The organism is Gammaproteobacteria bacterium, from assembly GCA_003696665.1.
Lineage (GTDB): Bacteria > Pseudomonadota > Gammaproteobacteria > Enterobacterales.
This window is the reverse complement of sequence record RFGJ01000178.1, coordinates 1-6,837: the sequence shown is the minus strand read 5'-3', so window position 1 is coordinate 6,837 and position 6,837 is coordinate 1. Positions and strand designations below refer to the sequence as shown.

The following is a 6,837-nucleotide window of genomic DNA, read 5'->3' as shown; positions in this document are numbered from 1 at the left end:
TCAGAAGTGCCTTGGGCATGTTCAATAAGAAAGCGTTCAATAATGGGGTAAGGATAGATTTCGATGATTTGTCCCATGTCAGACGCAGATCCAAACGGTGTGAATTGTCAAAGAGGGCAGAGGTTCGCGATTGCCTTTAAGAGGCCGTTTGACTATTTCAAACGCTCTGCACCAATCAAATAATGGCCATCTCCTGTGGCGTCGACTCGGACGACACGCACTTCCATTTCAAGTGGCGGCACTTTAGCGATTCCCGAGCTCACAGTGACAAACAGAAGATCACCGATATTTAGGCACTCTTCTGTTTTAAAGCCGAGACCCGCACCACTTAAGTCAGTTGTCACCCCGTCATGATATGAGGTCTCGCCATCCTTACAAAATCGCACATTGGCTTCGACATACATGCGAACAAAGTCACGTTTTTCTGAATAGTCGCGTTCAAACATAACCGCCTCCCCACCTGACCCAATAGCTTGCCTATAACGATACTATTCTTGTACGCTCCTCAGATCAACTCAGGAGTTTTCTTCATTTAACGAGAATCTGTCTATACTTACTGAAGCGAATCACGTTTAACATATAGCATATGCTGCCCCAAAATCGAAAAGGAGTGTCTTCCTGCATGCCGTCCGTTCAATCCCACTCAAAGATTCTTGTCATTGATGATGATGCGTTGGTAAGAGAATCCTTATGCGCTTATCTCGAAGACAGTGGATATGAAGTGATTGCGGCCGATGGAGGGGCTGCCGGACTTGATAGATTGGCGAATGACAAAGTCGATATTGTCCTCTGTGACCTGAGAATGCCAGATATGAATGGTCTAGATGTTTTGAGAACCACATCCAGTCAGTATCCCGATCTTCCAGTGATTGTGATCTCAGGCGCGGGGATGGTCCAAGATGTTGTGGCTGCCCTTCGGCTCGGTGCGGTTGACTACTTGGTGAAACCTATTACGGACTTGACGATTTTAGAGCACGCTGTTGAGACGGCCTTAAAGCAGAAGAACCTAGAGTTTGAAAATAAAAAGTATCGAGAAGAACTGGAGGCGGCCAATCAAGAATTGGCGCATAACTTAAAATTACTCGAAGCCGATCAAAAAGCAGGTCGTCAAGCACAGTTGCAGTTATTGCCAGAGCCGAAGGCAAAGATAGGACCAATTCACTTTGAACATGCGATTTTCCCCTCTCTGTATCTAAGTGGCGACTTTTTGGATTACTTCGAAATAGATGAAGGAATAGTAGGCTTTTACATGGCAGATGTGTCAGGGCATGGCTCTGCTTCTGCCTTTGTCACGATGATGTTGAAAAGCCTTGTCAATCAACCGCTACGAGATTTTCGGAATCGGCGCAACAACATCGCGATATCGCCGGATCAGATGTGCGCTTACTTAAATGAAGAGATACTGGCTTCTAATCTAGGCAAGTATTTGACCATTTTTTATGGCGTCATCGATTATCGACGCATGACGTTGAAATTCTGCAACGCAGGCCATTATCCACCGCCGTTGCTGCGAAACGGCTATGGCGAGTGCGAGTCGCTTGTTAAACGGGGATTTCCCATTGGGCTATTTCCTTGGGCCACCTACGAAAGCGCTCAAATCGAGCTGGATAAACAATTCTCGTTGGGTATTTTTTCGGATGGCGTGCTAGAAATACTAAGCGCACGAGAGGGGGAGGCGGCTCCTGAAAATAGACTGAAGGATATTTGCACGACTGGACAAATATCGGTCCGTTCGGTAGTTTCTAAGCTTGGCATCGAGGAACTGGAAGCGCTACCTGACGATGTGTCGATTTTTCTGATTTGGGGGGGAGAGAAACATGGTGATGGGGAGGCTGCTATACGCGATTGAAAAAGAACAATGCGTGATACGTCTCGTCGGCGAAATCAGATTTAATGTCTGTCAGCCGCTTGATGAATTTATTAAACGGCAGCAAAGTATGGGGCGGAAGATTGTCTTTGATTTAACACAATCAGACATGTTGGATTCAACTGCCTTAGGTGTGATTGCGCAGGTGGCAATAGCGCGTCGAGACGCTGGCCTGCCACCATCGGCTATCCTGGTGTCCAAACCGAAAATTCACAAACTTCTCACAAGTGTTTGTTTTGATAAAGTATTTGACCTAATCCAAGTGGACCAGGGGGTTTCTGGCGCGTTGTCGTCGCTTGACGAAGCGATCGAAAACCCTAACAAGGATGCGCTGAAAAAGAGCATTCGGGAGGCTCACGAGAATCTCATGCGGTTAAGCTTCGAGAATCAATTAAACTTTCGCAACGTATTAGATGCGCTTCAAATGGACAATTCATGAGTCGTATGTTGGCGCCGGGTGGCGCCAACATAGAAAACGCATATCCAAGACACAAACTACTTTTCAAGATATTGGATCTTGTTCGGGACACCGTTCCACTCTTCAGCGTCCGGCAGTGGGTCTTTTTTCTCCGTAATGTTTGGCCAAACTTTTGAAAGCTCTGCATTGAGCTGGATAAACTCTTTTTGATCCTCGGGGACGTCGTCTTCTTCAAAAATGGCTTCAGCGGGACATTCTGGTTCGCACAGGGCGCAGTCGATACATTCGTCCGGATTAATGACGAGGAAATTGGGACCTTCGTAGAAACAGTCCACCGGACAGACCTCGACGCAGTCTGTGTACTTGCATTTGATACAGTTGTCAGTGACGACGAAAGCCATGCGATTTCTCCTGTAGCCCAGATAGGCGTTAACCCTCAACGAGATGCCGTATTTTATACAAAATTTCTAGTGCTTGTCTTGGCGTGATGTCATCCGGATTGATCTGGGTTAATAATGCCCTCAGTTTTTCGTTGTGACTATTCGGGCCCTGCGCTGTGTTTGCTGAGGCCCCGCGTGCTTCTGAAATTTGCGGATGGTTCTGTTCAAATTGGCGCAGATGCGTTCCAGCGCGTGCAAGCACAATGTCAGGCAGACCGGCCAGACGGGCCACTTCAATGCCGTAAGAGCGACTGGCTGGGCCGCTGTGTACCTGGTGTAAGAACCGTATGCCGTCCACCGTCTGTTCAGCGGAAAAATGGACATTTCGCGCGAGCGGGTGCTCTTCTGCCAGATTGGTCAACTCAAAATAGTGCGTCGAAAACATAACCTTGGCTTCAACCTCGTCAAGCATATATTCGGCAAGCGCCCACGCCAGCGCCAGTCCATCGTAGGTGCTTGTTCCTCGTCCGATTTCATCAATAATCACCAAGCTTTTGCTTGTGGCTTGTCGCGTGATTCTTGCGGCTTCGGACATTTCGACCATGAACGTTGAGCGGCCGGAGGCCAGATCGTCGCCTGTACCGATACGGGTAAATATCCGATCGAAAGTTCCGACACTGGCGGATTCTGCCGGGACGAAGCTCCCAATGCGAGCAAGTATGGTGATTAAGGCCGCTTGTCTCATATAAGTGGACTTCCCACCCATATTCGGCCCAGTGATTAACAGGAAGGGCGCTTTATTGGTCAAGGTTAAGTCGTTGGGCATGAAATCATCTGATGTGAAGGCTTCAACGACAGGGTGACGTCCTTGTTTTATCTCAAGCTCCGGCGTGTCAGAAAACATGGGGCGTTTCCAGCGATAGCGGAGTGCCACGCGCGCCAGAGCATTGAGAATATCGACGGTGGTGAGACTGTTGGCCAGTTCGCGCAAGTTAGCGAGGTTAGGCTCAACCAGATCGAACAACTCGAAAAATCGTTGCTGTTCCAGTTGCAAGGCCTCGACTCGACTGGCCAGCACCCGTTGTTCAAATGCTTTGAGTTCATCAGTCACATATCGTTCCGCATTTTTCAGTGTTTGGCGTCGTTGATAATTGTCAGGAATATTTGCCTTTGCGGCTTTGCTAATTTCTATGTAGTAGCCATGGACTCGATTGAAACCGATTTTTAAGTTGGGCACACCTGTGCGTTCGCGCTCTTCTGCTTCGATTTGGGTAAGAAAGGCGTCGTGATCGTGACCCAACGAACGCAGTTTGTCTAACTCGGGACAATATCCTGAGCGAATCACGCCACCTTCTCGTATGTGGCTTGCCGGGGCATCCGCAATGGCGCGGTTAAGTAGGGAAAGAAGTTCATCAAATTGTTGAATTTTGATGCCAGCGGCTTGCCAGATTTCATATTTTTCCCGATAGCGCAAAGCATCTATCAATTCAGGTAGGCTGCCAAGGGCGCTTCTTAACCGCACGAAATCGCGAGGCAGGGCATTTCGCATAGCGAACCGGGAGATCACCCTGTCGAGTTCCCCAATGTTTTTCAGGCACAAGGCCACGTATTCTGGATCAAGTTGGCTTGTCAGATGCTCAACGATGTCGAGGCGCCGTTCGAGAATGCTGTTGTCGAGAATGGGATGAAGTAACCACCGTCGTAAATGACGGGCACCCATTGCTGTCGCTGTTAAATTGATGACAGAAAATAGACTACCCTGTTGTTCGCCAGACAGCGTTTGGCATAACTCAAGGTGACGAATGGCGTCACCGTCCAATTCAAGGCGGGAGCCATCAGACTCTTGCCGGATGTCTTGCAGTTGGGCTGGAAATTCTCCATGGGTATGCAGAATATATTGAATGATGACGCCCGCTGCGCGTATCAGCGAAGGGCTTTCGAGCCCGTAAGCCGATAGATTGTCGCCTAAAACTTGCTGACAGGCAGCACGGGCGTTGTCAAATTCAAATTCCCAAAGCGGACGATAGGTGAAATGGACATTCGAAACAGGCAGAGCAATGTGTTCATTGACAAGGCATTCTGATGGTTGAATGCGCGCAATCAGTGTGCTGAGCGCTTCTGATGACGTCACATGTCGGACCAGAAATTCCCCGGTGCTGATGCTGGCCCAAGCGCATGCCCAGTGATTGTATTGTTCAGGCAATGCCACGAACACAAAGTTGTCCCGATCGGCATCAAGCAGATTGTCTTCGACCAGTGTTCCCGGCGTGACAATGCGAGTGACCTTCCGCTCAACGGGACCTTTGCTGGTTGACGGATCACCAACCTGTTCGCATATGGCGACCGAATGCCCCATTCTGACAAGTTTTGCCAGATAAGTGTCGACACTGTGATACGGGACGCCCGCCATTGGGATTGGCTCGCCAGCGGATTGCCCCCGATGCGTCAGCGTAATGCCGAGCAGTTCAGAGGCAAGATGAGCATCTTCATAGAATAACTCATAAAAATCCCCCATACGATAAAACAGCAATATGTCCGGATATTGTTGTTTGATCGACAAATATTGCTGCATCATCGGTGTATGGTTGGAAAATTCAGGCATAATAATGAGTCAGAGATCGGCCAAATTGCATGGCATGAAGTTTAAAACAACTCAACCATGAAGGAATAGGGGCGGTGGAAAATAATCTTGCAAAGCGCGTCGTGACCTACCTAATTGAACGAAGTTTGCGTCTGGCTGTTGCGGAAAGCTGTACTGGCGGTCAGCTCGCTGCGTCGTTCACCGCCATTCCTGGCGTGTCGGCATGTTTTATGGGAGGGGTTGTTGCTTACCATAACAGGGTGAAGGAAACTCTGCTTTCTGTACCAACACACATGATTAACACATACGGTGCCGTGAGCGAACCAGTGGCGATTGCCATGGCTAAGGGTGCCGCGCAGGCAATGCATGCAGATGTGGCGGTGAGTACGACAGGGATTGCTGGCCCCGGTGGCGGTATGCCAGATAAACCTGTCGGGACAGTGTGGTTTGGTTGGCAGTTTGGTGAACTGACAGGAGCCAAAAAATGCTTATTTTCTGGCACACGAGACCAAATACAGCGCCAAGCTGTCATTGAGGCCCATAAAATACTACTTGAAATAGTAGTATAAAGCGGTGTATTGTTGGGCAACATGTCATGTCAACGGCGTAATACACAATAGGTGAGCGGATGGACGAGAACAAGAAGAAAGCGCTGGCGGCAGCGCTCGGTCAGATAGAGCGACAATTCGGTAAAGGTTCAATTATGCGCCTTGGGGATGCCGGGCCAGCACGACATGTCGAAACCATTTCGACAGGTTCTATTGGCTTGGATGTCGCGCTTGGCGTTGGTGGATTGCCCAAAGGCCGGATTGTCGAGATTTATGGACCGGAATCTTCAGGGAAAACCACAATTGCCTTGCAGGCCATCGCCAATTGCCAAAAAAATGGTGGGACAGCGGCTTTTGTGGATGCGGAGCATGCACTGGATCCGATCTATGCAGAAAAACTTGGCGTCAATCTGGACGAACTGTTGGTGTCTCAACCGGATACCGGTGAACAGGCACTTGAAATCACGGATATGCTCGTTCGAAGCGGCGCCGTCGATTTGGTCGTGGTTGACTCGGTCGCTGCCTTGACCCCTAGAGCAGAAATCGAAGGCGATATGGGCGACGCCCATGTGGGACTACAAGCCCGGCTGATGTCTCAGGCCCTTCGAAAAATCACAGGCAATATCAAACGCTCAAACTGTCTGGTGATATTCATTAACCAGATTCGGATGAAAATCGGCGTGATGTTCGGAAATCCTGAAACGACCACCGGCGGGAATGCGCTGAAGTTTTATGCATCGGTGCGCTTGGATATTCGTAGAACAGGCGCGATTAAACAAGGTGACGAGGTCGTTGGCAACGAAACGCGTGTCAAGGTCGTCAAAAACAAAGTGGCACCACCATTCCGGCAAGCAGAATTTCAGATACTGTATGGCGAAGGGATTAGTCGCGAGGCGGAACTCATCGATTTGGGTGTCAGCCAAAATTTGGTGGACAAATCTGGCGCATGGTATTCGTATCAGGGAACGAAAATTGGGCAAGGCAAACAAAATGCGGTTCAGTATCTCAAGGAAAATCCGCAAATAGCTGAAGAGATCGAACGC

7 protein-coding genes are annotated in these 6,837 nt (G+C 49.2%); 4 read left to right on the top strand and 3 right to left on the bottom strand.

The genetic code is table 11. The features are described from left to right. Positions 1 to 152: 152 nt before the first annotated feature. Positions 153 to 446 carry a PilZ domain-containing protein gene (locus tag D6694_05260; protein ID RMH44989.1) on the bottom strand — a complete coding sequence of 98 codons (294 nt, stop codon included), beginning with the start codon at positions 444 to 446 and terminating at the stop codon, positions 153 to 155. Between the two features lie 140 nt (positions 447 to 586). Between D6694_05260 and D6694_05255 the strand changes: the two genes are divergently transcribed. Continuing rightward, complete coding sequence (locus D6694_05255) at positions 587 to 1,849, top strand: response regulator (protein ID RMH44988.1); 1,263 nt, start codon at positions 587 to 589, stop codon at positions 1,847 to 1,849. Then, a complete protein-coding gene (locus tag D6694_05250) occupies positions 1,824 to 2,306 on the top strand; it encodes an anti-sigma factor antagonist (GenBank protein RMH44987.1) in 483 nt (160 codons plus the stop codon). The genes D6694_05255 and D6694_05250 overlap by 26 nt, the downstream gene beginning before the upstream one ends. A 56-nt stretch (positions 2,307 to 2,362) precedes the next feature. Here D6694_05250 and D6694_05245 read toward each other — a convergent pair whose 3' ends face one another. Continuing rightward, the gene (locus D6694_05245; protein ID RMH44986.1) at positions 2,363 to 2,686 is read right to left on the bottom strand and encodes a ferredoxin family protein; all 324 of its coding nucleotides are present in this window, start codon (positions 2,684 to 2,686) and stop codon (positions 2,363 to 2,365) included. 28 nt (positions 2,687 to 2,714) lie between these two features. After that, positions 2,715 to 5,267, bottom strand: coding sequence for a DNA mismatch repair protein MutS (mutS, locus tag D6694_05240; GenBank protein ID RMH44985.1), 2,553 nt, complete (start codon positions 5,265 to 5,267; stop codon positions 2,715 to 2,717). A gap of 74 nt (positions 5,268 to 5,341) precedes the next feature. On the opposite strand from mutS, the gene D6694_05235 reads away from it, so the two are divergent. Both D6694_05235 and recA read left to right on the top strand, forming a co-directional pair. Continuing rightward, a complete protein-coding gene (locus D6694_05235) occupies positions 5,342 to 5,815 on the top strand; it encodes a CinA family protein (GenBank protein ID RMH44984.1) in 474 nt (157 codons plus the stop codon). Between the two features lie 59 nt (positions 5,816 to 5,874). Further along, a partial coding sequence (gene recA / locus D6694_05230) for a recombinase RecA (protein RMH44983.1) occupies positions 5,875 to 6,837 on the top strand: 963 nt, incomplete at its 3' end.